A 24,963-nucleotide genomic window follows, 5' to 3' on the forward strand; every position below is an offset into this window, starting at 1 on the left:
CAAAACGGTGAATGAATCAAGCAATGCTAGCGTGGTGAAATGGGGATTTCTTCATCCTTGGCTGTTAATTCACCAGAAAGCAATTCTTTAATTGCTGCTGCTGGCCAAGCAAAGCCGGATAGCATGATCGGTAGTGCCAAAGGAACGTCGATTTGAATTTCCTTCTGTTCGACGTCGCCTCCTTGCTTTTTGATTGTTTGCAAGTAAGCACGACCAACCCAGCCAATCCAACCAGCAATATACAAAAAGAGAATGCTGGGAATCAAGAAGTCACCAGCGCGATCTAAACGACCATCAACAATCAAGTGAGGTAAACCTTCAGGTCCACACAGCGCTTGAGAATAGCGCTCGAATCGCTTTTGACCAGATTCGGGGTCAGCAGTAGTGTTACGAGCAACTTGGGCGCGCTGGGCAAAGGCAGAAGATTCACTACAAGGTACGAGGTCGGCTCCCAACGCATTCGCGGCGGGAGCAAAGTTAAACCAAAGACAAATCGCTAAAATCAAAGCAAACAAGCGTCGCATGGAATTGTTTCCTTTCATGACGAAACAAAATCTTAATATTGTACAAAACGAAGCGGCTTGTACAATTTTGATTTGCACAACTATTACATCATTTTGAACTCTCCTGGATCTGAAAAACCAGGATTTTGTTGGCGTTAGCCTTCCCTAAGGGTACTCATATTATGACGTGCGGCTGGAGCTACACTACACAATATATGTTCTACCCCAAAGGGTTTTGACTGACTCAATCAGTCTTTTCCACCTTAACCCTAAAGGATTGTGTGGCTACTTTGGTATGTAGAAGCATGTTCACTTTTAATGACCAGGAGAAATTTAATATTTCTTATCTGGTCTTTTGTGAAATTGTGGAGTTTAAATCCACAATCAAAAAAGGATAAACAGGGATTTTGACAGGTATTAATCTGACAAAATTTCCGATTTTTCCTATTATTTTGATGGGTTTTGAGTCTATGGCAATCATACTCTTGCCTGTGAACCGAGTAAAGTTGAAGTCAATAAAAGTTAAAGTTTCTCAAACTAGTCTTTATTAGGCATAACCCAGTGATGGCAAGCATTTTAGCGATAGAAACCAGCTGTGATGAAACTGCTGTAGCAATTGTTAACAATCGTCAAGTAATAAGTAATATTGTTACGTCTCAAATTCCTGTCCACAGTCAATATGGTGGTGTAGTGCCGGAAGTGGCTTCCAGACAGCATTTAGAAATCATTAATGTGGCGATCGCTCAAGCTCTAGAACAAGCCCAGCTCGATTGGCAAGGGATAGATGGGATCGCCGCCACTTGTGCGCCTGGGCTAGTAGGAGCGCTGCTGGTGGGGTTAACTGCTGCCAAAACCCTAGCGATGGTACATGACAAACCATTTTTGGGCGTCCATCATTTGGAAGGTCACATTTACGCTACTTACCTCAGCGAACCAAGCCTAGAGCCTCCTTTTTTAAGCTTGCTAGTTTCCGGTGGACACACAAGCTTGATCTACGTCAAAGATTGTGGCGTGTACGAAACTCTGGGCGAAACCCGTGATGATGCTGCTGGTGAAGCCTTTGATAAAGTCGCCCGCCTTTTAAAACTGGGATATCCTGGTGGTCCAGTCATAGATAAGTTAGCACAACAAGGAAATTCCCAAGCCTTTAGCCTGCCAGAAGGCAGAATTTCTTTAACAAATGGTGGGTATCATCCCTATGATGCGAGTTTTAGTGGCTTAAAAACAGCAGTGCTGCGGCTAGTACAGCAGTTTGAGAAACAAGAACAACCAATACCTGTGGCAGATGTTGCAGCCAGTTTTCAAGATACCGTCGCGCGATCGCTTACGAAAAGAGCAATAACTTGTGCGATCGACTACGGTCTAAATACAATTGCCGTCGGTGGTGGTGTCGCAGCTAACAGTGGTTTAAGACAACGCTTACAAGCCGCAGCCGCAGAACACAATCTCAGGGTTTTATTTCCTCCCCTCAAATATTGCACCGACAACGCCGCTATGATCGGTTGTGCCGCCTCTGATCATTTAAGCCGGGGTCACATCTCACCTTTAACTCTTGGTGTTCAGTCTCGCCTCGGATTAACACAGGTAATGGAGTTGTATCGGGGGTAGGGGATCGGGGATCGGGAACAAGGAGGACGTAATCAATTCAAAATTGGTCAAAATTGGGAAGGGGGACAAGGGGGAAAATAAACACCAATCCCTGCTCCCCGATCCCCGATCCCTGATCCCTAGTCCCTCACTCCTATTTCCGAGTGTTGAAAAACAATTGAGCGGATATGGTCAGCGACCGCGTCTGGTTGCTCTAACATAGCTAGATGCCCACAATTGGGAATTTCAATCACATTGTTACCACTGTATTGAAACAACGGATGAAAACTTGCTAAATGATGGACATACTTGGGTTCCATTACTTTATCTTGAGCACCCGCAAGGAAATAAATTGGCTGTTTTAGTTGGGATACTAGCTGAGGTAAACGGTTAATTTCATCCTCTGTTGTGGAATCTAACAATGCTCCTAAAGCTGCTTCTGGATCAGCGCTAATGAAATCAATGATCCGTTGACGGGCCCAGTAGCGTTCTAAGGGACGTACCACACTAGCTCTAGTAAATAGCAAATCAATTAAAGGTACTTGACTAAGCCATCGAGGACGAATTTGTAAAAATCGTTGACCTGCTAAACGAAACTGCTCAAAGGCTTCTTTGAGATAAATCCCACCACCAGAGTTGATACAGATCACTCCTCGAATGCGATCAGGCTTCTGAGCAGTTCCCCAGAGAGCGATCGTACCCCCCAAGGAATGACCAACAAGCCAGGCACTGGTAATATTTAGCTGTTCCAACAGAACTGTTAAATCCTGTGCATAGGCTGCTGGCGTATAAAGGGACTCGAATGGATTCACAAAGTCACTGCGGTGAATAGAACCCACCTCAAAAGAAACTCCCTGATGAATAAAATCGGTATATTTCTTAGACTGGGATTCGCCAAAACCCCTCAAGTCGTAAGATAGACACTGAAAATCATCTGACAAGCGAGAAATCACAGGTTGCCAATAGCCACGACTATTGAGCCAACCGTGAATAAATACCAAAGTATGAGGATAGGACGTGGGAACTGTAAGTTCGTATGCGTGTGGAACGCCCAAGATTTCGATGGTAGCCATACTTCTATCGTACTCCGAAGAGTGAGTACGACTTAATCATTCGATTTTAGATTTTGGATTACTCTGTCAAGTAGACACGGAGTGGCTACTTGCACCAAGTCGCTAACGCGCCTACCAAAGGTAGGCGCACTTCGTGCGTCTATAGATTTTGGATTGACTCCACAGATAATCTGCTTGCCATATATCATTAAAGAAGTCTCGGTCAAGAGTCAAAACTCAAAAAACTAAGACAAATGACCAATGACCAATGACTCAATGACGTTTATCACTTGCCCAACAATCTCTGTCGTACGCCTTCAGCAATTTTGTGACCCAAGTATTCTGGAATAAGACTTTCATTAGGCCCTAACAAGTAGAGAATCAAGCGCGTACGTCCACGCCATACTAGCAAGTTGGCATTAACTATCAAAAGGTCTTCTTGCCAAATAGCATACATCGCTTTATAAAATAATCCCGGTTGGTTATCAGCCTCTATTACTAAAGCCGGAAGATGAAAGACTGGATCAACATAAAATTCAGTTTGTACCTGCTCTAAACCAACATCAAGATTAAATTCTACTGCCAGCATTTCTTCAACTTCAAATCGCCCTGCTAAAGCCTCTCGAATAGCGCGACAAACATTTTCTGATGTTTTCTCGCTCAGAGCTTTACTACCACGCGAAACCAGTAGTTTGATAAATACTAGCATCGGCGATTTAATCTGACCGTATAAACTTAAACCATGAATCGTTAGCCCATAAGCCGCTAGTACACCAAATATATCGCTCAACAGAAACGATTGGTTACGGTAAGCGAAATGCAAGGCACTTTTGCTACCTTCTGGCTTCAGTTCAATAACTGCGCGTCTGCTTTTATAGAGGCGGTAGGCTAACCGCAAATTTTGCAGTTGAATCTCACTGCTAACAAATTGTTCATAAAACTGAGGAAATGCGCGATTAAAGCGCTTTAGGAGTTCCAGTGTCGAAGATTTTAAACCAGAAGCCATTGTTGGAAGTAAGCCTTGCTTGCTGTGATCAAATCTAAAGCGTTAATTATATTTTGTGTATTATTTAGTTTTAAGTAGTCATCATGAACTGCGTACACCAGGTAAATAAAAATTATGACTCTTCTTACACCCCTACACCCTTACACCCCCACACCCTATTTTCAAACTAGTTGTCCTTTGGCTTAATTTCTCCTAGCCCTACCACAAAATGCTAAAGTTGAAAATGATTGATGTGAAGTAAACAATTACTGAGAACTGTCATTGGAAATCTCGACAACGCCAAAAATCTTGGATGTGAGAGATACTTAGAGATAAATCTCAGTTAAGCGTTAGGAAACACTCTTTCATTAGAAACCAATTCAGTTATACTACCCGAACCACGCTGGCATGGGTTTTTGGAAAACTTGGTTTAGTGCTTCTGAACCGATCGCAACAAGTAAAACTACTCCCTTTGAAGAGTATACAGTGGACACTGTTGGTAATTCCAGTGGTGTCAGAGATGCTTCTACCCAGGAGGCTCGCATTGTTTTTAGTACAGAACGAGATATTGATTTATATGAACTGGAAGAACTATGTGATGCGGTTGGTTGGTCGCGTCGTCCTTTAAGAAAAGTCAAAAAAGCTATTGAGCATAGTTTTCTCGTTGCTTCCATGTGGCAAGTGCGAGGTAATAAAAGGCGGCTCATTGGTTTTGCCCGTGCTACCTCAGATCATGCTTTTAATGCCACAATTTGGGATGTGGTAGTTCACCCAGAATTTCAAAGTAAAGGACTGGGTAAAGCACTGATGAAATACGTACTCAAAAAACTGAGGAGTGAAGAAATAAGCAATGTAACTCTGTTTGCTGACCCCCATGTCGTAGACTTTTATCGAACTTTGGGTTTTATGTCCGACCCAGAAGGTATTAAAGGTATGTTCTGGTATCCTCAGTAATTGGTCAGTGAGAAGCTTGCGCTGTCTACTTGCGGCAGCGCCAAGAGTATGTCGCTTGACATATGGGCAAGTTTCTTATATATTCATTCATTGTTTGGACAAACGTAAATGTACATAGTGCAAAGCTGTAGAATAAATATCTACGATTTAGTCTATGTTTTACTTCAATGCTCTTAAATGTGATAAACTACTAGAAGTAATCAACGGGATGTAGCGCAGCTTGGTAGCGCGCCTGCTTTGGGAGCAGGATGCCGCAGGTTCAAATCCTGTCATCCCGATTCAAAAGTATTAGTTATTTACTCCTAAAGCAATTAATTGCTATTGGGTCTTTTGTGAAATGGGTTTGTGTAAAATTATAGAATTTTTAAACGCCAAGAGACGTGGTGTTTTTCTTGATGCATTATTGTTTGTGGTTTTGCCCAACATCCTGCCCGAAAATAAATTAGTGGCTCATAGCTAAAGTCAGACTAAAGCCTACTAAGCAATCTTTTAACTTCTTGAAATGGGAACAGGGAAAGCTTAACATCAACTGTACTGTTTTTTTAGCGCAGAGCGCAGAGCGCAGACTACGCCAACAAAAATCAAATAGGAATCCTATATTAAGGATAAAGAAGAGAAATCTAAACAGACTTATAGTTATTATTGAGCTATGTTGATAGTTATACCAAGTAGAGATTGCGATCGCAATCTCTAACCTCATCTATCATCTATCACCTCCAACTTTGGTTGGTTAAATATTATTCCTCCAGCCCTAGACATAGAAACATAGAGCGTTTGGTTTTTCTCATAAATAAACAAAAATTGACTATATTTTAATCTGAGAGAGTTTAAAAAATTTTTAGTAATTATATTTGCACTTTATTTGCTTATTTTCTCGGAAAAAGAAAACTTTGTAATTTTGCTACTAGCTTGGTTTTGAGGTAGAAACAACAAATTGAATTTATTTGAGGATATGTGTAAATTAAGGCAATCATTTTATGTGGTAGATGGAACGAATAACTAGCATGTGGCGTCAACTATGGCATAGTAAAGGCAATAAAATGGCATTTGTCGCCTTCACGAGCGGAAAAGTTTTCGTCTTTTGAAAGCAACATATAGCAGGCATCTATCTACGTTACTTTGCTGTTTGTCAATCTTTAGGCAAAATTGACAAACAAACAACTGCACAATCCACTAGCAAAACAGATACCATAACTGAAACTAGTTGGTTCTGTGCGAATATAACTATTCGTTTGATTTAATTAAAAATATTGATGCTAGGAGAAGTCATGAAATCATTGGTTCGCTGGGGTACAACATTAGGTTTAGTGGGGAGTACTCTGCTGGCAACAGTTTTTAGCGGAAATACCCCAGTACTAGCATTACCAGAACAACAAATAGCAGAAAAACTGAATGAAGTACCTGTTTTTCTTCTTACTAACCCTCAAGGTGTACCCCTAACTCGCACTCTCCCTGCTGCCCAAAATGGACAAAAAAGTACTACGGTGGCAGATGTCTTTATGAATGGACAGGAAGCACAGGCTTTTTTAGAACAACTGCGGAAACAAAAAGACCCGAAGATTGTGGACATGGTAAAAACTCTGCAAGTTAAACCAGTACCAATGGGGGTGATTTATAAAAAGCTGCAAGAAGATAAAAATAAACCAGACCATGTCTTATTTGCCCTGCAACCTGGACAACAAGATCGTCAAGCAGCAGAAACACTGCTACGTCAAAAAGGTCAACAAGTCAAACAGTTAATCGTACCTGTGTTTATTGTCCAATCGCCAGATAAAGGATACGTTGCAGTTAAACGGCGTTCTAACAATCAAGAAATTGTGCCTCTGTTTCTCAGTCAAAAGGACGCCCAAGGTCTATTAGACCAGATTAAGAAAGATATTCCCAAAGCTGAAATTCAGGTAGTGGATATTGAAGGCGTCATCCAAACGTTACAGCAAAAAAATGATGAGTGGTTGAAGCAAGTTACTCTAGTACCGTCTTCTGAGAGCTTAGAATATATCAGCAAGCAGCCAAGGACTAATGCACCTAACACAGCTGCTACACCAGCTATCAAGCCCAATCCTGCTGCTACAACACCCACTCAACCGAAAAAATAAGTAAAAGGGAACGGGGAACGGGGAATGGAGAAAGTAGGGGTCCCCACTCCCTTGGGGGGAGTGGGGATTAGGGGCGAAGGGGAAACGGGGAGGAACGACCTTTCCCTGTACCCTTTTTTGTTCATCATGACAGAGCAACAAACAAAAGAAATTTCTGGTTTTCAGCTTTGGGAATGGCGTCAAGCAGCGATCGCAGCCTCGATTAATGCTGATGTATCACCGGTTGAAGTAGACTGGTTATTACAAGAAATAGCTGGCTTAGATCGTTTGGCGCTACGTTTGGAGTCGTTTAAAGAGCGATCGCATATCCAGTTACAGCTACCCTTAGAAGAACTAGAGATTTTGTGGCAAAAACGATTAAAAGAACGCTTCCCAGTACAATACATTGCAGGAGTTACACCTTGGCGACAGTTTCAAATTACAGTTTCTCCTGCGGTTTTAATTCCTCGACCAGAAACTGAATGCTTAATTGATATTGCTGTCGCAGCAGTAGCCAAGAGTCAGGAAAATCTGAGCCTCCAACAAGGACACTGGGTAGATTTAGGAACCGGTAGTGGAGCGATCGCCATTGGACTCGCAGATGCTTTGCAGGAAGCGACAATTCACGCGGTTGACTACTCAGCAGCAGCAATTGCGATCGCTCAAATTAATGCCCAGAATGCTAAACTGAGCGATCGCATCAACTTTTATCAAGGCTATTGGTGGGAACCACTGGAGTCTATAAAAGGACAATTCAGTGGAATGGTGTCAAACCCGCCCTATATCCCCACCAGTACCGTATCAACCCTGCAACCAGAAGTTGTCAACCATGAGCCACATTTAGCACTTGATGGTGGTGACGATGGTCTAGATTGTATCCGCTATTTAATCGAGACTTCCCCTAGTTATTTAAAATCAGGTGCGGTGTGGCTTGTCGAGATGATGGCTGGACAAGCGGATGCAGTACGGGAGATGCTACAAAATCAAGGTAGCTACTGCAATATTGAAATTTATACTGATTTAGCTGGTATCGAACGTTTTGCCCTTGCTTATAAATTATGAATGATTAAAGAGAAATTAATTTTATAATTCATAATTTATCATCCATAAAAAGGAACAGGGAACGGGGTAGTTTGGGATGGAGATTTAACCGCAACCCAAACAAGCAACTTATAGAAGATGGGGTTTTAGACCCGATGGGGAACTCTTAACAGGAAACTGTTCCCCGTTCCCTGTTCCCTGTTCCCTTCTTCGATAATTTTGCCATGGCACAAGTTTCTTTCGATACGCTCGTAGCTGGTGTAAAATCAGGTAAATTAATCAGTTTTCCTACAGATACAGTTCCCGCTTTGGCAAGTTTACCAGAGCAGGCGACCTTGATTTTTCAAGCTAAACAACGCACTCAAGATAAACCATTAATTTTAATGGCGGCTCATCCAGAAGCACTCTGGGCTTTTGTTAAGGGTAGTGAACAAGAGTATCAAATTTGGCAAGAAATTGCTCAGAAATATTGGCCTGGGGCGCTGACTTTAGTTTTACCAGCCTCTACACGGGTTCCAATAGCGATGAATCCGATAGATCCAACAACCATTGGTATTCGTGTTCCTGATTGTGCGATCGCTCAAAAGATATTAGCGCAAACAGGCCCTCTCGCTACTACTAGCGCAAACTTGTCAGGTCAACCACCTTTGCAAACAATGACCGAAATCACAGCCCAATTCCCCGAAGTTCTGGCTTTGGCTAGTACAGAATATGAAAATAAAATACCAAGAAATGGAGTACCTTCCACTGTTGCCAAATGGACTGGAATGAATTGGCAGATTTTACGACAAGGAGGAGTTAAGCTGGATTAAATCAATGATCAGTTATCAGTTATCAGTGATTAAGCTTGTTAAGTGATAACTGATCATTGATAACTGTTAAAAAGTTGATATTTGCCAAATGTATGAATTGGAGTAACTGGGTAGACCTCGGAGCCGGACTTTTATTAGGATTGGGTATTAGTGGATTATTGGCACGTAGAAATAGGCCATCTAATTCATCCCCAGTACTACCAACAGAAAAACAAGATGTTGTGAAACTCCAACAACAGATTAAACAGACTCAACTGGCGTATGAAATGGCGCGAGAAATGAGCCAGTTTAAAGCGGGATATTTGGCGCGGACTACCCATGTATTGCGATCGCCAATCAATGGTTTAATTGGTTTACAGCAATTAATTTTGGCAAATTTGTGTGAAGATCCAGAAGAAGAACGAGAATTTATCAAGCAAGCTCATGATCGAACGCTCAAGCTACTGAATTTAATTGATGAAATTCTCACTGTTGCCAGATTAGAACATGGTACAAATAAACTAGACTTGCAACCGCGATCGCTCACTGAACTGTTGCAGGAAGTTTATGATTTAACTTACATGCTGGCGGAAAATCGTAATTTTCCTTTCAAAGTCTTATTACCAGAATCGGATTTGAAAGTAGTTGTAGATTCTCGTTGGTTCAAACAAGTATTAATCAATTTAATCGAAACTGCGATCGCTCAAATAGAGGAAGGTAGTATTTATATTTCTACCCAAGCTTCATCTACAGATAATTTTGTTTATATCTGGCTAGATGTACCTAAACAGAGTATTTTACACAGTGAACCAATAGATTTAATTTCATCTAAAAATCAGGTTGTTAAAACTGACGAAAATAATCTTACTTTCGACCCAGGAATGAATTTCTTACTCAATCAAACTATTTTAGAAGTGATGGGGGGAAACTTAGAAATTGTCCCATTTCCTCTGACAACGGAACAATCTGAAGAAATGGCTAGATTGCAAATAACAATCCCCCAATTTATCAGTTAACAGTTAACAGTGATCAGTTATCAAAAAATCCTTATTACTAATTACTGATCACTGATCGTTGTAAAGCACCATTGTAGTAGAGGAATTTTGTCGAAAGCCAATTTTTTCATAGAATTCTTGTTGGTGAGTAGTCATTAAGTAGACGCGTTCTACTCGTTGGAGACGAGGATGACTCAGAACTGTTTCTACCAATTGACAGCCCAGTCCGTTACCACGATAATCTGGATGAATCACAACGTCCCAAATTGTAGCGCGATAAATACAATCGGAAGTTGCTCTAGCAAAGCCAATTAGTTGTTGTCCATCCCAAACACTGATCACAGGGTCACTATTAGCAATGGCTACCCCTAAATCTTCAATACTGCGTCCTTTTGCCCAAAAAGCTGAAATATCTAACAGCTGTTGGAGTTGGTAAAGGTCGATTTTTAACTTGCGATCGCTTAATTGAATTTGAGAAGAAGTAATCATCACACCAATTTAGGCAGTACCTTTACTGAGTCTCGCTTTGAAGATACAGCCTTTATGCTGATATCGCAACTATTTTTTAATTAATAATTCAAGGTTTACTGACATATCCATTTCCACAGGGGATGACTCGGCCCCTGTTGGCGTATCCGAAAAACCTGGTTTTCTAGACGTTCCTGATCTTGCTGTGGTAATCCAAATATAATATTACGACTTTGCCAAACCAGAACAGCAACAGTCATCCCGATGCAGAAAGCTAAACCAAGAGTGGCAAATGGATGGAAAAAAAGTCCATATCTAACCGCCACCCAAGTAAAATATTGTTGCCACAAAGCAATCTCTTCACGTAAACTCCACAAGCACCAAGGCACAATAGTCAACCATAAAAAGCCAACAAACAACCATCTACCATATACAGTCAGTCGATGTAGCTTTTGTACTTGTTTAACAAAAGTAATATCTGTGTTTCCACTGGGGAAGAATTTTTCTGGTTCATCCATAGGCGAGGGAGGGGGAGAGGGGACAAGGAGGACAAGGGAGAAAACTAACTACTAACAACCAACTACTAACTATTTATCGATTCAGAAGTGGGAGAAACAACGGGTTGGCCTTTGCGTTCTCGCCACAAAGCTAAAAGAGTACTAGCGATAAAAATACTGGAATATGCACCCATCGTGAAACCAATAATTAAAGCTAGGGAAAAGTATTTCAGGGTTGCTCCACCAAACAAAAAGATAGCAGACAACGTCAGCAAAGTTGTTAAGGTTGTGTTGATTGATCGTGCAAGAGTTTGGTTAACGGCATCATCTACAATGTCAGCAATGGGACGATTGGGGTTAGTTTGCAGTGTCTCTCGAATCCGGTCATAAATCACGACGGTGTCATTCACAGAGAAACCTGTAATGGTTAGCAAAGCAACGATAAATAGGCTATCTACTTCTATACCTGCGACCAAACCCAGAATTGAGAAAATCCCTACTGTGATTAAGACATCGTGAAATAGAGCAATGATCGCAAAGATCGCATAGTCTAACTGAAAGCGAAAAGTCAAGTAAACAATTATACCCACAAATGAGACTATCAGCGCAACTACGCCATTCCTAAACAGTTCTCGCCCAATCGTAGGCCCTACGGTGTCAATTTGGGTTTTTTGTGGGTCAAAGGTTCCTATTTTTTCGCTTAAAGCATTTTGTAAGTTGGTACGTTTTTCTACATCCAGTGCTTTAGTACGAATCAGTACACCGTTATCTTTGCGTGTATCCTTGTCAGCAATAATCTGGATACTACTATCACCAAGTCCTTGGGCGTTGGCTACTTCCCGAACTTCGTTGATATCAATGGCTTTATTACAGTTATCTGGGTTTGTACAATCCCGTTCAAACTGCAAGCGTGTACCACCAACAAAATCTAAACTAGGGCGTAGGGGTAGGCCTATTTGCTGGGAAGAAATCACCATAGAGATGATACCAGCAAGAATAATGATGCTAGAAATTATCCACCACAGCGATCGCGATTTGTTGATACTCAGTTTCATTGAGCCACCTCCGTCTTATTTGAGGTTGGCACATTAGGAGAGTATAGTCCAGGTTTACGTAAGGAAGGAATAGAAATTGCCAAAAACATTAATGTCCGACTACAGGTAATTGCTGAGAACATACTGACCGCTACACCTAAAGCAAGAGTTAAAGCAAACCCTTTGACTAAACCAGAACCCAGCCAGAACAGCGCAGCACAAGCAATCCAGGTCGTGACGTTACTGTCCAAAATACTAGAAAAGGCGCGGTAAAAGCCAGATTCTACAGAACGGTATAAAGTTTTGCCTGCTTGTAATTCTTCCCGTGTGCGTTCAAATATCAGCACATTCGCATCAACAGCCATACCGATGCTCAGGATAAAACCTGCGATTCCGGGTAGGGTAAGTGTAACGCCCAGCAGAGCAAAACAAGCACAAGTTAACAGGGCATAAATGACTAGGGCAATGTCCGCAATTAGTCCAGGTAGTCTGTAGTAAATTACCATAAATACGAGGACTAAGATTAGACCCCCGACACCTGCCCAGATGCTGCTTTGGATACTATCTTTACCTAATGTTGCTCCGACTGTACGGATCTCACCAATTTCTACTGGTACTGGTAAAGAACCACCTTTTAGCTGTATACCTAATTCGCTGGCTTCTTGAGGTGTAAAGTTACCTGTAATTACAGCCCCACCACCAGTAATACCTGTAGCAGCAAATTCCGGTCCAACTACAGGAGAACTAATTAGTTCGTTGTCAAGAAAAATCCCAATACTGCGACCAGTACCAGCAAGGTTTTTGGTGAGGAAGGCGAAAAGTTCACCACCTTTTTGATCAAAGCGAATGGCTACTTCCCAATTATTACCTGAAGTAGGCTCTCCACGGGCATCCTTGAGGTATTGACCAGTCAGTGGCGGATTGGTACTCTCAAAGAGTTCAGCGATCGCTTTGCTGTTATTTTGCAGCGCTTCTTTATTTTGGGCGATCGCTGCGGTGTCTTGAGAGTTTTTTAATTCCTGCTGCTTTTGTTTGAATTCCAGTTGCGAACTTCGTAAAGCAAGCAACTGAGTTTCTGTATTTGGTTTTTGTTGGCGAAACTCTAACTGTGCTGTACTACCGAGTACTCGTTCTGCGTCCTTTGGATCATTGACTCCGGGTAGCTGCACTAAAATCTTGTCTTCTCCAACTGTCTGAATTACAGGTTCAGAGACACCAAGACCGTTGACACGACCTTCCACAACACTTTTAACAGCTTCTAGTTCTCGCTCAGTGATCCGTGGAATTTCTGGTGTTGGCTTCACCTGAATTGTCAGTTGCGAACCTCCCCGCAAGTCTAATCCAAGCGGTATAGGAATCTTGGCAATTACCACTATAGCGGCAATCACCAAAACTAAAATTAAAGCTAATAGCGATCGCTGTCTTTGCATACCATAACTCGCTGCGACAAACGATATGATAACGCTCTTTGATGATTTTATGATTATTTTGGGGATCGGGGATTGGGGATTAGGGAGGGGACAAGGGAGACAAGCGAGACAAGGGGGACTTATCAGTTATCAGTTATCAGTTATCAGTTATCAGTTATCAAATTAAACTGCTCACTGTTAACTATTAACTGTTAACTGATTCATGCCCGATCCCCGATCCCCAATCCTAAACTCGCAAAGCGATCATTTTTTCTACAGCTTCGACAATTTGCTCTGGTTGAACAATTGTCAATCTTTCCAGCATCCCGTTGTAAGGTGTGGGGATATCTTGGGAAGAAAGCCGCAGTACAGGTGCATCCAATTCATCAAAAAAGCGCTCGTTAATTGAGGCAATTAATTCTGCTGCAATGCCTCCTGTTCGCATACACTCTTCAACTATAATCACTCGATGGGTTTTGCGTATAGATGCCCCAATCGTTTCCATATCTAAAGGTTTGAGAGATATTAAATCAATGACCTCTGGGTCATAACCTTGTTTTTCCAAACTTTTCAAAGCTTGTGTGACATGATGACGCATCCGTGAATACGTGAGAATTGTGACATCTTTCCCACGTCGTACAATTTCGGCTTTATCCAGAGGTAGGAGGTATTCTTCTTCTGGTAGGTTTTCTTTTAAGTTGTAAAGTAGGACGTGTTCAAAAAATAGAACTGGATTATCATCGCGGATAGCAGATTTGAGCAATCCTTTGGCGTTGTAAGGTGTGGAACAAGCTACTATCTTCAATCCAGGTACAGCTTGGAAGTAAGCTTCTAATCGTTGGGAATGTTCAGCACCAAGTTGACGCCCTACACCCCCAGGCCCACGAATTACCATCGGAATTTTGTAGTTACCGCCGGAAGTATAGCGTAGCATCCCGGCGTTGTTGGCAATTTGGTTAAAGGCAAGGAGCAAAAAACCCATATTCATGCCTTCTATTATCGGTCGTAACCCGGTCATTGCTGCACCTACAGCTATCCCAGTGAAGCTGTTTTCCGCAATCGGAGTATCTAAAACTCGGAGTTCACCGTATTTTTGATACAAATCCTTTGTCACTTTGTAGGAACCACCATAATGTCCCACATCTTCACCAAGTACAAATACTGTGGAGTCACGTGCCATTTCTTCATCAATGGCTTCTTTTAAGGCGTTGAAGAGTAATGTTTCTGCCATTCGACCTCTGATAAATTTATTGTTTTAGAATCTTATCGCGCTTCAGCTGTAAATACCGTCAGCGATGCTGCTGTTCTTAATGTGTGTAAAACACATGAATTTATTTGATAACTTTGGGTATATCTCAAAACTTATGCTCTTGGAGTGACCAAGTCCCTTTGGGACGGGGGGTAAGGGTATAGGGGTGTAAGGGAAACATGAGTCCCAAATATTTGGTTGGAAGCCTCTCCTTTGAAGGAGAAAAAACAAAAAGATGTGTTTTGAGACCCATAGCGCCAAAAACACGGTGTCTTTGTTTAAAACCCCATTCCTTAAGGGTGGGGTTTCCTACACCCTTATACCTCTATTCTCCCATACCCCTATTTATACACAAATAGGCTATGCAAGTCGTTCAATTGTTGCCACAGGAATATTTTACGTCTATTGCTGATGATTAGCTCAACGCAAACTTTTGTGTATTAGCATTAATTTTGAGACAAGTGTGGCAAAAGACATCTACAAAACCTTTTACCTCACAGGATGCCTACATGGTATAAAATTTATCAATTAATTTCATGAATATTTCATAAACATTAAAATAGCAGTATCTGTGATTTGGATTTGACTGATCTATAGCCGCATCTCAGCGGGTGGTGCTTCAGGCATAGGTGTGACTTGATTTAATTGATTGTTGGGAAATCTCCTTGGTCTTCCTGGTTTACGTTTATGTCGCTGGTTAATAGATTTTTCGCTGGCTGCTGCCAATTCTTCTGGTGTGCATTTAAATAGTCGCAATGCATCTAAGTATTTTTTCGGCGTCATTGTCGGTTCTGTACGTCCTGCTTCCCAGTTGCGAACGCTGGTTTCACTGATTGCAAGCCTGAAGGCGACTTCTGCACGGCTAAGTCCCGCGCGTTCTCTCAGGACTTGCATATCCATACCAAAATGCTCCCTTTGATAACTATATGAATACATTTATTAAATCAATTGACGTAAAAAAGCCAACTGAGGGCTATGTTATTAACTATATTATTTTATAGTGTTCGTTGTACCTTCTGGCAAACATACAAACCAACGTCAGGGAAGAAAATTAATGGCTGGTGAATTAACACTGATTGTCGAAATGGTTACAGTGTTAGGGGTTGCAGTAAGCGGAGGGTATCTGGTCAATCGTTTGCATCAGCCCGTGTTACTTGGATACTTGTTGGGGGGTATGGTTGTCGGTCCAGCAGGGTTAAAACTTGTCACACTTGAGGGGGATATCCAAGTATTATCCGAAGTTGGAGTAGCCCTATTGTTGTTTGCTTTGGGTGTTGAGTTTTCCCTTAAAGACTTATTACGGTTACGGATGATCGCCCTTGGTGGTGGATCGCTGCAAATCATACTCACAATTCTACTTGGAGGAGGACTCGCCTATTTGACAGGCTGGGTCGAGACAGTTCCCCAGGGAATTTTTTTGGGTGCTGTGCTTTCTTTGTCCTCAACAGCAGTTGTACTCAAAAGTTTAATTGAGCGGAATGAAGTCCAGACAATTCATGGACAAATTATGCTGGCAATTCTGATTATACAAGACCTTGGGTTGGGAATGATGCTGGCAGTCCTTCCTGTGTTGACTCAACCAACCGAGATGATCGGTATTGCTTTATTTGCTGCGCTGGTTAAAGTACTACTTTTTCTCAGTGGGGCGATTTTAGCTGGAAAGTGGGTTATTCCGTTTCTGATTCGATTAATCGCTCAAACGGGATCTCAGGAGTTATTTCTACTAGGAATTTTGGTACTTTGCTTGGGAATTGCGCTATTTACCTACGCCATCGGTTTAGGTATCGCTATGGGTGCATTTGTAGCAGGATTAATGATTTCCAATGTGGAATATGCTGATCATGCTCTTGATCGGATTCTACCGATGCGAGATGTTTTTGCTACTCTGTTTTTTGTTTCGATTGGACTGTTAATTGATCCTGGTTTCCTGTTTGCCAATGCTGGCGTATTAATTGGGTTAATAGCGATTACTCTGATTGGGAAAGCAGGGATTGTTGCATTAATTGTCAGGGGGTTTGGCTATTCCCTGAAAATGGCCCTTACAGTCGGTATTGGTATCAACCAAATTGGAGAATTCTCCTTTGTCTTAGCTGGTGTCGCTCAAAGTGAGGGAGTTTTTTCGTCTAGACTTTATGGATTAACCGTAGGAACCACAGCTATAACCTTATTGCTGGCGCCCTTTATGCTGAAGGTAACACCATATCTGCTTCAGTGGTTGGAACGGTTCCCCCAAATCAATTCGTTTTTGCAGTTGAATAATTCTCCTCGCCTAGTCGGGTTAGAAGAAGAACTTGTCAACCATGTGCTAGTGGTGGGATATGGTAGGGTGGGGCAAACTCTTGTGAGGATGCTGTATTTTCAGGGACATAAAATCCTAGTGATTGACAATAATGAAGCGGCTCTCCTAACTTTAAGAGAGCGAAGGATTCCCTATCTTTTTGGAGATGCTTCTAGCTCGTTAGTTTTGGAAAAAGCCAATATCACTCAAGCTAAAGCAATGGCGATCGCTCTACCTGATCCAATGGCGACTCGACTAACTTTGAAGCGTGCTTTAAGTTTAGCACCAGATTTAGATATTACTGTCCGCGCTCATGTGAATGACGAAATTGATTCGCTCTACCAACTGGGCGCTCAAGAGGTGGTTCAACCAGAATTTGAAGCTTCTCTAGAAATGGGCGCACATATGCTGTTGAAGTTGGGGGATTCTACCTATGCAGTACAGCAAGTCGTGAATCGTTATCGCCGTGGACGGTATCGGGACATTTTACCGGAACGATCGCAGTACTGGGGCGCAGCTGATCTGGAGGTGGCGATCGCAGGGCTAGAACATCATTGGTACGTTCTACATTCCGATTCGCCTTTTGTAGGGCTGAGTCTGGCTCAAACCAACGCTCGCCGTTTAACCGGAGCCACTATTATGGCAATTGAACGCAACAAACAACTCTACCGCTATCCAACTGGTGAATTCACCCTTGAGTCAGGCGATCGCCTACTGGTAGTCGCCAACCCTCAAGAGCATATCGCATTTACAAAACTCTTTACAGGGGATTAACAAGATTTCACACTTAAGGTGAGCGATCGCCTGATTCCTATTAGGGCGTATGTTCAACTATTGCGATCGCACAACTCGATACACTCTGTTAAAATACGCCTCAGTAGGACTCCAGCATTTCTTCAACAGACAAACCAATATCATTTGCAATCTGGCGTAGCAGTTTCGGTGAAATATCACGTCCTTTATGAAACGGGACGGTTGTTCCTCGACCATCTTCGTGGCGAAATTGCTTGTGTGAACCTTTCTGGCGCACCTCTACAAAACCAAGGCTCTCTAGAATACGCACAACCTCTTGTGGCTTCAGGACAGGAATATTGCTCATGGAACTACAATCTGTTGTGTTCCAACAAATTCTGTCTCGAATACCACTTCTCTATCCTCTAAAAGCATCTCAATCACTTCACGAAGATTCTCCTGTAATTCATCTAAGGTTTCTCCCTGAGAATGCGCTCCAGGAAATCCAGGAACATAGCCAACATAAAGATTTGTGTCAGAATCACGCTCAACAATTGCGGTGAAGGTTTTCATAAATGATGACCGCTAGCAATACGTTTTAGATCATAGCCTGACAATCACCTATTCATTTTAAGAATGAACAGGGTAAGCTAAATCGTCAAATCACTACTTCCTGTTCCTAAGACACCAAGAAAAATACATTACACCTTGAAAGGGCTGGTTCTAATCTACTATCGCCCTATTTTGCTGCTCATAACCCCAGCAAACAATAATCTCACGCCCAGACACCAAGATACATAAGATTAACTCTGCACCTTTGCGCCTCTGCGTGAGATTAATTAAGCTAATTAACCAGATAAAATTTCGTCGCCTGACAGGCCAAACCACCGCTTACCTCAGCCAACGTGCAGCGTCTTTAGCGTGGTAGGTCAAAATTAAATCTGCACCAGACCGTTTAAAGCCAGTTAAAGTTTCCATGACCACGCGCTGTTCATCAATCCAGCCGTTGAGGGCTGCGGCTTTCACCATAGAATATTCACCAGAAACGTTGTAAGCAGCAACAGGTAAGTTGCTAGCTTGTTTCACACGCCAGATGATATCCATGTAAGCCAAAGCTGGCTTCACCATCAGCATGTCAGCGCCTTCGGCGATATCCAATTCTATTTCTTTGATGGCTTCGCGGGAGTTACCGGGGTCCATTTGATAGGTGCGGCGATCGCCAAATTGGGGTGCTGAGTCTGCTGCATCCCGGAATGGACCGTAGTAAGCCGAAGCATACTTGGCAGCATAGGACAAAATCGGCGTGTCTTGGAAACCAGCTTCATCCAAACCAGCGCGAATTGCTTGCACAAATCCATCCATCATCCCCGAAGGTGCAATAATGTCAGCGCCTGCTTTGGCTTGAGAAACCGCAGTTTTCTTAAGTAATTCCAGGGTGGGGTCATTTAAAACTCGTCCTGTCAAATCACCAACTTGCAGATAACCGCAGTGACCATGACTGGTATACTCGCACAAACAGGTGTCAGCAATAATAATCAAATCTGGTACTGCTTCTTTCACCGCCGTTGCAGCTTTCTGGACAATACCGCAATCATGCCATGCACCTGTGGCTTCAACATCTTTATCAGCAGGTATACCAAATAGAATAATGGCGGGAATTCCCAAGTCGTAAACTTCTTTTGCCTCTTCGACAATTTTATCTATCGACAGCTGATAGACACCAGGCATAGATTTCACTTCGTTGGCGATCGCTTCACCTGGGACAGCAAACAAAGGATAAATCAAGTCGCTGGTGGTAAGAACAGTTTCACGTACCATCCGGCGGAGTTGGGGATGGGTACGCAGACGGCGGGGGCGATGGGTTGGAAACATAAATTTTTATGAAGAAAAAACACAAATGGACAAAAAACAAAGCGTCACAGACTTGCGGTAAAAACCCGCTTTGGAAGGACACACTACAAACAGCGCTTAACTGTCCTCTGCCCTACACCTGATGAGGTTGTGGGGCAATTTTGTATTTTACAACTTGCTTGTCATTTATCTTCTAAAAAAGACAAGAAAGTATATAAAACTTTCCATCAATATATATGGATGGGCTTGATTTAAAATTTGTGATGAGATATGTGTGAGGCGCAATGATCATCGATAATCAAAACACAGCCTATTACTTATTACCAATATAGCGGTTCTCGACCTAGTGAGGTACGTTTTCAAAGCTATTAACTTTATTAAGAAGGATTGGGGTATACCTCAGTTGCTTAGGAAACGCTATAAGCGATGACCCTGAATCTACAAGCCACCTGTTTATTTTATCTATTCATCAGTGACTTGATCTAACCGGATAAAAACTGATTTTTTCCTAAATAAGTCGGAGAATGAAGGGATAACGAAAAGGTTTTTCAGTATTAGTTAAAACATTAAAAAGCGCCCAAATTGTTAATCCCCAGTGAACTAAAAACCATAAACCTGCTAGAGGTATCAATAAACCAAAACTCACCCAAATCAAAACACCGATAATCGCCCCATAAAACCAGACATTCAAATGAAAATTAATGGCTTCTTTGGCGTTTTCTTTTACAACAGGATCTTCTGTTGCAAAGAGGATGAAAATTGGTATTCCAATCGATACTAATGTGGTACTCAAAAAGATGGCTGCATGAGAAAGTGCTGATAAAAGCTTGCGCTTGTCTGTGTCGTACATTTCTCTGTTCCTTATACAATTAGGTGCTATTTGGGGTAAAGTCTGTGGAGGATGAAGTCTGAAGTCAGTAAACAGTAAAGATTGAACAGTGATCCATTGGTAGCTGTGAACTGATAACTGATAACTGATGACTGAATTTGCCTCCTGTCTTCAAGTCCATTAAGAACCTATCATGAGCATCGTTGTCTTAAGATAAAAAGACTCGCTAAAGTTGGAAAAAGTAAAGTTAAATTTAATTTACAAGTAGATACAGTTATGTCAACTGACCTTGAGTTAGAACTTCACAAAGCAGTTGAACTTCGTCGCAATTTTGCGATTATTTCTCACCCGGATGCTGGTAAAACTACACTCACAGAAAAACTCCTGTTGTACGGAGGTGCTATTCACGAAGCTGGCGCTGTCAAAGCCCGACGCGCCCAGCGCAAAGCGACTTCTGACTGGATGGCAATGGAACAACAACGGGGTATTTCGATTACTTCCACAGTGTTACAATTTACCTACCAAAACTGTCAGATAAATTTACTAGATACTCCTGGACACCAGGATTTTAGTGAAGATACTTATCGGACTCTGGCGGCGGCAGATAATGCAGTGATGTTAATTGATGCTGCTAAAGGTTTGGAACCCCAAACACGCAAACTGTTTGAAGTTTGTAAAATGCGGGGTATTCCTATTTTCACATTTGTGAACAAACTTGACCGCCCCGGACGAGAACCCTTAGAACTGCTAGATGAGATTGAGCAAGAATTAGGATTGCAGACCTATGCAGTCAACTGGCCCATTGGTATGGGCGATCGCTTTAAAGGTGTCTTCGATCGCCACAAACAACAAATTCACCTGTTTGAACGTAGCGCCCACGGTAGTAAAGAAGCGATAAATACAGTTGTTGATTTGGGAAATCCCCAAATTGAAGAACTTTTAGAACAAGACCTTTACTATCAGCTCAAAAACGACTTAGAACTATTAGAAGGGGCGGGAGCAGACCTAGATTTAGATTTGGTACACCAAGGCAAAATGACACCTGTTTTCTTTGGTAGTGCGATGACTAACTTTGGGGTTGAGTTATTCCTCAAGTATTTTCTAGACTATGCCCTCAAACCAGGCCCACACAACAGTAGTGTGGGTGAAGTTGAACCTGAATATCCCGAATTTTCTGGGTTTGTGTTCAAGCTGCAAGCCAATATGGACCCCAAACACCGCGATCGCGTGGCGTTTGTGCGTGTCTGTACAGGCAAATTTGAAAAAGATATGACGGTCAATCACGCCCGCACGGGTAAAGTTGTCCGTTTGTCTCGTCCGCAAAAACTCTTTGCTCAAGAACGAGAATCTATTGATGTCGCCTACCCTGGTGATGTGATTGGTTTAAATAATCCTGGTGTTTTTGCAATCGGAGATACAATTTACACTGGACAAAAGTTGGAATATGAGGGAATTCCTTATTTCTCTCCAGAGTTGTTTGCGACTCTCCGCAACCCCAACCCATCTAAATTCAAGCAATTTCAAAAAGGCGTTTCGGAATTGCGTGAAGAAGGGGCTGTGCAGATTATGTACTCAACAGATGAAGCCAAACGCGATCCAATTTTGGCTGCGGTAGGTCAATTGCAATTCGAGGTGGTGCAATTCCGTCTCATGAATGAATATGGAGTTGAAACCATACTGGATTTATTGCCCTACAGCGTTGCGCGTTGGGTAGAAGGTGGTTGGGAAGCATTGACCAAAATCGGACGCTTGTTCAATACAACCACAGTGAAAGATAGCATGGGGCGCCCAGTTTTACTATTTCGTAATGAGTGGAATTGCCATCAATTACAAGAAGATCAACCTGATCTGAAATTAAGTGCGATCGCCCCAGTTTATTCTAGTCAACAACCAGTGCTTAATGAGTAATAGGTAATTGGTAATTGGTAATTGGTAAAAAATTTACCCATTACCCATTACCTATTAGCCATTACCACTAACAATATAGTTATTGGAGTGCAAACTACTATGCCTTCACATTCTGAACCATCTTTGAAGGCTGGTTTAACCGCCCTTAAGCAAGGAGATTATCAAACAGCAAAAGCCATATTAGAAGAGATTTTAAGTAGTAATAGCGATCGCACGGCAATTATCCAAGCGGAAATCGGCTTAGTTGTCGTTTATACGCGTATTGGTGAAGTTGCAGCAGCGATCGGATTATGCGAGACTCTGATTCAAAACGAACGCCCACATGTTAAAGAATGGGCAGAACGTTCTTTAGAACAAATTAAAAAACGCTATCAAAATGATGATGCGTCTACTGCTGACGTCAGTGGATTTATCCCCTGGAATAATTCTTCACCTGTGGTGGAGTCTCAGCAGTCGCAAACAGAGGACGCCCAGATGCGAGAACGCCAAGATGCGGAGAACACAAACATCGAGCAAACACCAGCCCGCAGTTTGCGAGTACCTACATTTGGCAGAAGTAAAACGCGAGGTTGGCTGGCTTCAGCAGCTTCCACACTCGGCGCCTCTGTACCAAAAACTTCATCTTTACCAATTCCTCCACCCCCCAACTCTGGGACTACTGTTAATCAGGAAAAAGTTAAACCACCTACGATTTACTGGCGACAAGCAGGACGCGCTAAAGTATGGCAACCCCTACCAAAGCGGGGTTTAAAGCTATTGTATTTACTCCAAGCAGGAACATGCGTAGCGCTGTTTTGGGTAATCAAAACGCTGCTGGTGTCGGTAATGAGATTTATTAATGATGCCTTTGTTAAATTACCTTTTTTAGAGCCATTACAGCTTTTATATAGAGATCCTACAAGTATCCTGGTGGTTTTGATTTTTGTCCTGTTCTGTTTATCTCCTTGGTTGTTGGATCGATTACTGACAAAGTTTTACGGTCAACGAGAATTAGAAAAAGACATTTTGCATCGCCATAGTAAAGAGACTGGGCGAGTTTTACAACGCTATTGTCAACAACGAGGCTGGCGGACACCAAAATTATTTGTCCTACCAATGACAGCACCAGTTGCTTTGTGTTATGGTCATTTACCTCGCACAGCCAGAATTGTAGTTAGTCAAGGGTTATTAGAGCAACTCACAAATGATGAAATTGCCACAATCTATGCCAGTCAATTAGGACAGATCGCTCACTGGGATTGTGCTGTGATGTCTTTGTTGCTAGTAGTAACAATTCCGATTTACCAGCTATATCAGTTATTGGGACAGTGGGGAGATGCAAAAACCCAACCGATCTGGCGTGGGATTTTTAGTGTACTGACAAGTCTGGTTTATGGTCTGTGGTGGTTGCTGACCGCAACTGGTTTATGGTTGTCCCAACTGCGGCTTTATTGGTGCGATCGCGTGGCGGCGGAAGTTACTGGTAATCCCAATGCTTTAGTCCGTGCTTTACTGAAAATGACTATTGGTATTGCTGGTGATGTTCAAAAACAAGAACACACCAGTTGGCAGCTAGAAAGCTTAAATCTAGTTATACCCGTAGGCTATAAACAAAGTCTGTGCTTGGGTAGTATGGCTGCTGATATTACCTTTGAATCTCTGTTGATGTGGGATTGTATCAATCCTTATCGATGGTGGTTTGTAATTAATAATACTCATCCTTTAATTGGCGATCGCGCCCTCCGCCTGTGTAGAATCGCTCGTCTTTGGCATGTAGACCCAGAATTATATCTTGAAAGCCAACAGCCTTTAAGAATCAAACCTCAGTCTTTTTTATTACAAATTGCTCCTTGGTTGGGAATTCCTTTAGGCGTTGCGTTTGGGGGTCTGATTTGGTTAATTTGGCAAACTCTGTTTGCACTCAAACTTTTAAACTTGAAATGGATTTATGAGGACTGGAATTTTATCAAGGGCTGTATGCTAATTGGCTTTAGTATCGGCGTTTTGCTGCGGATAAATTATTTCTTTTCAAATATTAAACCTGCGACTGTCCAAACTGATGACCAACTGCCCAACCTGTTAACTAATCCAGCTAGCATTCCTATTGATAGCATCGGTGTGCGTTTTGTCGGAAAGTTATTAGGTCGTCGAGGTACTAGCAACTATTTGGCACAAGATTTAGTCTTGCAATCTCACACGGGTTTAGTCAAACTACATCACATTTCTTGGCTGGGACAGCATGTCAATCCTCAAGAACTACTCGGACGTCAGATAACCGTCACTGGCTGGTTACGACGAGGAGCAACACCTTGGATTGATGTGCAAACCCTACAAACTCAAGGCGGGAAAATCGTTAACAGTCCTCACCCCATTTGGTCTATCGTCTTAGCAGTCGCAGCAGAGGTTTGGGGAGCATATATTCTTCTTAGGGGATAGGGGAACAAAACAAGTCAAAAGTCATAGACGCGCAAGCGGCTTCCCGAAGGGTAAGTCAAAAGTCAAAATTAAGAGTTTGTTCCCCAATGCCCAATGACCCTTGACCAGCAATTGAGAATGTAAATAAATATTGCAAAACATTTCTGTTTCTGTTACATTTATTTACATAAACTGGAGCAACCAATATAGCTCAATCACCAAGCTTGGTAATGAGACTCGGCTGTTTGCCCCAATCAATCCCCTTTTCTCCTTCCAACACAGCAGCAAATCAACCAGCCACAGGCTGGTTTTTGTTTCCAAAAAGTCAACT

At 42.2% G+C, this 24,963-nt stretch carries 22 protein-coding genes and 1 tRNA gene; 10 read left to right on the top strand and 13 right to left on the bottom strand.

Annotated elements, in window-relative coordinates; all coding sequences use genetic code 11:
- Positions 1–26: 26 nt before the first annotated feature.
- A complete protein-coding gene (locus ACE1AT_RS28215) occupies positions 27–524 on the bottom strand; it encodes a photosystem I reaction center subunit III (protein WP_026720328.1) in 498 nt (165 codons plus the stop codon).
- A gap of 543 nt (positions 525–1,067) precedes the next feature.
- Between ACE1AT_RS28215 and tsaD the strand changes: the two genes are divergently transcribed.
- The gene (tsaD, locus tag ACE1AT_RS28220) at positions 1,068–2,111 is read left to right on the top strand and encodes a tRNA (adenosine(37)-N6)-threonylcarbamoyltransferase complex transferase subunit TsaD (RefSeq protein ID WP_374874464.1); all 1,044 of its coding nucleotides are present in this window, start codon (positions 1,068–1,070) and stop codon (positions 2,109–2,111) included.
- Between the two features lie 119 nt (positions 2,112–2,230).
- On the opposite strand, the gene ACE1AT_RS28225 is transcribed toward tsaD, so the two are convergent.
- Entirely contained in the window at positions 2,231–3,163 is a 933-nt protein-coding gene (locus ACE1AT_RS28225) for an alpha/beta fold hydrolase (protein WP_374874465.1), read from the bottom strand.
- Positions 3,164–3,428: 265 nt separating this feature from the next.
- A complete protein-coding gene (locus ACE1AT_RS28230) occupies positions 3,429–4,148 on the bottom strand; it encodes a hypothetical protein (protein ID WP_374874466.1) in 720 nt (239 codons plus the stop codon).
- A gap of 387 nt (positions 4,149–4,535) precedes the next feature.
- Here ACE1AT_RS28230 and ACE1AT_RS28235 point away from each other — a divergent pair, with 387 nt between their 5' ends.
- From ACE1AT_RS28235 to ACE1AT_RS28260, 6 genes are all read left to right on the top strand, one after another.
- Entirely contained in the window at positions 4,536–5,081 is a 546-nt protein-coding gene (locus ACE1AT_RS28235) for a GNAT family N-acetyltransferase (RefSeq protein WP_374874467.1), read from the top strand.
- Positions 5,082–5,285: 204 nt separating this feature from the next.
- Positions 5,286–5,359: transfer RNA gene (locus ACE1AT_RS28240), tRNA-Pro, on the top strand.
- Positions 5,360–6,349: 990 nt separating this feature from the next.
- Complete coding sequence (locus ACE1AT_RS28245) at positions 6,350–7,177, top strand: Tic22 family protein (protein WP_374874468.1); 828 nt, start codon at positions 6,350–6,352, stop codon at positions 7,175–7,177.
- 126 nt (positions 7,178–7,303) lie between these two features.
- Positions 7,304–8,218, top strand: coding sequence for a peptide chain release factor N(5)-glutamine methyltransferase (gene prmC / locus ACE1AT_RS28250; protein ID WP_374874469.1), 915 nt, complete (start codon positions 7,304–7,306; stop codon positions 8,216–8,218).
- A gap of 203 nt (positions 8,219–8,421) precedes the next feature.
- On the top strand, positions 8,422–9,009 hold the full coding sequence (locus ACE1AT_RS28255) for an L-threonylcarbamoyladenylate synthase (protein WP_374874470.1): 588 nt from the start codon (positions 8,422–8,424) through the stop codon (positions 9,007–9,009).
- 92 nt (positions 9,010–9,101) lie between these two features.
- Complete coding sequence (locus ACE1AT_RS28260; protein WP_374874471.1) at positions 9,102–10,004, top strand: sensor histidine kinase; 903 nt, start codon at positions 9,102–9,104, stop codon at positions 10,002–10,004.
- A 48-nt stretch (positions 10,005–10,052) separates the two neighbouring features.
- Here ACE1AT_RS28260 and ACE1AT_RS28265 read toward each other — a convergent pair whose 3' ends face one another.
- From ACE1AT_RS28265 to ACE1AT_RS28290, 6 genes are all read right to left on the bottom strand, one after another.
- Positions 10,053–10,469 carry a GNAT family N-acetyltransferase gene (locus tag ACE1AT_RS28265; protein ID WP_374874528.1) on the bottom strand — a complete coding sequence of 139 codons (417 nt, stop codon included), beginning with the start codon at positions 10,467–10,469 and terminating at the stop codon, positions 10,053–10,055.
- Between the two features lie 98 nt (positions 10,470–10,567).
- Entirely contained in the window at positions 10,568–10,969 is a 402-nt protein-coding gene (locus tag ACE1AT_RS28270) for a hypothetical protein (protein ID WP_374874472.1), read from the bottom strand.
- A 65-nt stretch (positions 10,970–11,034) separates the two neighbouring features.
- Positions 11,035–12,003, bottom strand: coding sequence for a protein translocase subunit SecF (gene secF / locus ACE1AT_RS28275; RefSeq protein WP_374874473.1), 969 nt, complete (start codon positions 12,001–12,003; stop codon positions 11,035–11,037).
- Positions 12,000–13,412 (bottom strand): protein translocase subunit SecD, encoded by a 1,413-nt coding sequence (secD, locus tag ACE1AT_RS28280; protein WP_374874474.1) that lies wholly within the window; start codon positions 13,410–13,412, stop codon positions 12,000–12,002. The genes secF and secD overlap by 4 nt, the downstream gene beginning before the upstream one ends.
- A 226-nt stretch (positions 13,413–13,638) precedes the next feature.
- On the bottom strand, positions 13,639–14,622 hold the full coding sequence (locus ACE1AT_RS28285; RefSeq protein ID WP_374874475.1) for an alpha-ketoacid dehydrogenase subunit beta: 984 nt from the start codon (positions 14,620–14,622) through the stop codon (positions 13,639–13,641).
- Between the two features lie 609 nt (positions 14,623–15,231).
- Entirely contained in the window at positions 15,232–15,540 is a 309-nt protein-coding gene (locus ACE1AT_RS28290; RefSeq protein ID WP_131119389.1) for a DNA-binding transcriptional regulator, read from the bottom strand.
- 154 nt (positions 15,541–15,694) lie between these two features.
- Here ACE1AT_RS28290 and ACE1AT_RS28295 point away from each other — a divergent pair, with 154 nt between their 5' ends.
- Positions 15,695–17,692: a cation:proton antiporter gene (locus ACE1AT_RS28295; RefSeq protein WP_374874476.1), complete on the top strand. Its 1,998-nt coding sequence runs from the start codon at positions 15,695–15,697 to the stop codon at positions 17,690–17,692.
- A 100-nt stretch (positions 17,693–17,792) separates the two neighbouring features.
- Here ACE1AT_RS28295 and ACE1AT_RS28300 read toward each other — a convergent pair whose 3' ends face one another.
- The 4 genes from ACE1AT_RS28300 to ACE1AT_RS28315 form a co-directional block, all read right to left on the bottom strand.
- Positions 17,793–17,981, bottom strand: coding sequence for a type II toxin-antitoxin system HicA family toxin (locus ACE1AT_RS28300; RefSeq protein WP_374874477.1), 189 nt, complete (start codon positions 17,979–17,981; stop codon positions 17,793–17,795).
- 32 nt (positions 17,982–18,013) lie between these two features.
- Positions 18,014–18,223: a type II toxin-antitoxin system HicB family antitoxin gene (locus ACE1AT_RS28305; protein ID WP_374874478.1), complete on the bottom strand. Its 210-nt coding sequence runs from the start codon at positions 18,221–18,223 to the stop codon at positions 18,014–18,016.
- Positions 18,224–18,541: 318 nt separating this feature from the next.
- Positions 18,542–19,522 (bottom strand): porphobilinogen synthase, encoded by a 981-nt coding sequence (gene hemB / locus ACE1AT_RS28310; RefSeq protein ID WP_374874479.1) that lies wholly within the window; start codon positions 19,520–19,522, stop codon positions 18,542–18,544.
- Between the two features lie 487 nt (positions 19,523–20,009).
- Positions 20,010–20,351 carry a DUF4870 domain-containing protein gene (locus ACE1AT_RS28315; RefSeq protein ID WP_044450050.1) on the bottom strand — a complete coding sequence of 114 codons (342 nt, stop codon included), beginning with the start codon at positions 20,349–20,351 and terminating at the stop codon, positions 20,010–20,012.
- 255 nt (positions 20,352–20,606) lie between these two features.
- Between ACE1AT_RS28315 and prfC the strand changes: the two genes are divergently transcribed.
- Complete coding sequence (gene prfC / locus ACE1AT_RS28320; RefSeq protein WP_374874480.1) at positions 20,607–22,238, top strand: peptide chain release factor 3; 1,632 nt, start codon at positions 20,607–20,609, stop codon at positions 22,236–22,238.
- A 99-nt stretch (positions 22,239–22,337) separates the two neighbouring features.
- On the top strand, positions 22,338–24,653 hold the full coding sequence (locus ACE1AT_RS28325; RefSeq protein ID WP_374874481.1) for a M48 family metalloprotease: 2,316 nt from the start codon (positions 22,338–22,340) through the stop codon (positions 24,651–24,653).
- Positions 24,654–24,963 lie beyond the last annotated feature (310 nt).

It is taken from the genome of Pelatocladus sp. BLCC-F211 (assembly GCF_041928655.1).
Classification (GTDB): Bacteria; Cyanobacteriota; Cyanobacteriia; order Cyanobacteriales; family Nostocaceae; genus Pelatocladus.